The sequence below is a fragment of the Mesorhizobium sp. M4A.F.Ca.ET.020.02.1.1 genome (assembly GCF_004022645.1).
GTDB lineage: Bacteria > Pseudomonadota > Alphaproteobacteria > Rhizobiales > Rhizobiaceae > Mesorhizobium.
In genome coordinates this window covers 1-1757 of sequence record NZ_RZOI01000992.1, presented here as the reverse complement: position 1 = coordinate 1757, position 1757 = coordinate 1, and the positions used below count along the sequence as shown (strand labels likewise).

Below are 1757 nucleotides of genomic sequence, written 5' to 3'. Positions count from 1 at the left end.
GACCTCGACCAGGTATGGCTCGAAGCCCTTGAGCGGCAGCATCAGCACGACCGCAAGAAGGCTGAGTGCGGCAATGCCGGCAAACACCAGAGCGAAGAGCCAGGCGACGCGGCTGGAGCGCTTCACCCGCTTGATGATCTCGGCTTCCCAGATATCGCCTTGCTGGAAATATGTTCGCAGTCTGTCGTCGGTGCTGTCTGCCATGCTTTCCGTCGAGGTTGGTTTGGACAATCATTTGGTCGGGCTCAAGCTACTATCCGGGTGTCCCGTTGGCTGTGATGGCGCGCTGCATGGCCTCGCGGGCCATGGTGCGCGGCGGGTGAAGCTGCGCCTGCACGCGATGAACCGCGGCCTGCATCTGCCGTGATGACGTGCCGATTGCCATGCGCCCGAGCATGATGCCGCGGTCGGTGAAGGAGCGTGATCGATGTCCGATCGGCGTCGCCAGACCGCCGACAATACCCTGCGCCAATGCCTGGATCTGGATCAGGACGAAGGAGCCGGCAAGGCAGAGCATGATGAAGGCGGCGAAGTCGCTGAGCTTCAGCTCCCGGTTGCCGGAGATCTGGTTGATCTTGGTGAGCTCGGGCGCCATGGCCGCAATGAGGAAAGCGGCGATGACATAGACGAAGAGCGGAATCAGCGCATAAAGCAGTGACTGGTTCAGCCAGCCGATGGCGTAATTCCGGGTCGGATTGAAGAGCATGCAGGAGATGAAGATCGGCGCGGTGCCGAGCAGCACCCACAGGATCACCTTGGCAAGCACCAAGATGCCGAGCGCGATCGCCACGAAGAGCCCGGCAAAGACCATGATGACCATGCCGATCAGTGCCGGCAGCACCGAGAAGTAGCCGGCCTGTTCGGAAAAAGTCGAGGCCGCGACATTCGCCGTCTTCCAGATCTGCGATAGGCCATTGGTCGGTTCCGTCACGCCAGTGCCCGAGGCGGCGAGCACGGCGCGGCCGGCTGCTTCCGGCACCTTGGTCAGCCAGTCATAGACGAGCGCGTCGAAATTGGACCAGGTGCCGACAAGGATGAAGATGACGATGACGCGGGCAAGACGGCCGATGATCTCGGCAACACTCAGCCGGGATGTTCCGAGAAACAGCTGCGTTCCGTAAAGGAGCACGACGAGAACGAAGAGCAACCGAAGCAGCGGCTCGAGATTGGCGCTCAGTGCTTCGTAAGCACGCTGCGAGAAATTCTGGCCCGACGCGTCGATACGCTGCAGCAGTTCGCCAATGAAATCCTCCACTGCCTTATCCTACTCTGCCTGTCCGGCCAGGCCATCGATAGCGGCCAGCGCCGCCCCGCGGTCCGGATTGATCGATCGCATTGGTCCACACTCGACACGCGGATCGGCAGCGTAGCCGGTGAGATTGGCCGGCCGCTTGCAGGGTGCTGTCTTCTCCTTCGGCGTGCCGCAGCCGGCAGCGAGGAGCGAGATCGCGACAATGGACATGAGGGTGGAAACCTTCACCGCACTCATTTGTAGCTGAGCGCTTTCCTGGTGTTGGAGATGTCGGTGAGCTTGCGCTGGTTGTCGGCCTGCAGCGACTGCACCGCGCCGTTCATCGTGCCGATCATCTCGTTCAGCGTAAGGCCGGTCTGCACCTGAAGCTGCGTGTTCTGGTCGATCGAGCCCTTGATGTCCTTCGAGGTTCCGATCCCCTGCCCCGCGCTCTCGAGCGCTGCCCGTCGGCTCTCGACGGCTTGCTGCGAGCCGTTGATCAGGGCCGAAACGCCAAGCACGGTCT

At 61.9% G+C, this 1757-nt stretch carries 3 protein-coding genes and 1 pseudogene; all 4 read right to left on the bottom strand.

Annotation, left to right across the window (positions count from 1 at the left end; all coding sequences use genetic code 11):
• A partial coding sequence (locus EN742_RS34025) for a VirB8/TrbF family protein (RefSeq protein ID WP_245492465.1) occupies nucleotides 1–204 on the bottom strand: 204 nt, incomplete at its 3' end.
• A gap of 49 nt (nucleotides 205–253) precedes the next feature.
• Nucleotides 254–1255: a type IV secretion system protein gene (locus EN742_RS34020; protein ID WP_128333823.1), complete on the bottom strand. Its 1002-nt coding sequence runs from the start codon at nucleotides 1253–1255 to the stop codon at nucleotides 254–256.
• Between the two features lie 9 nt (nucleotides 1256–1264).
• The gene (locus EN742_RS34015; RefSeq protein WP_245492464.1) at nucleotides 1265–1462 is read right to left on the bottom strand and encodes a hypothetical protein; all 198 of its coding nucleotides are present in this window, start codon (nucleotides 1460–1462) and stop codon (nucleotides 1265–1267) included.
• Nucleotides 1463–1485: 23 nt separating this feature from the next.
• Nucleotides 1486–1757, bottom strand: a pseudogene (locus EN742_RS34010) (conjugal transfer protein); the annotation flags it as partial.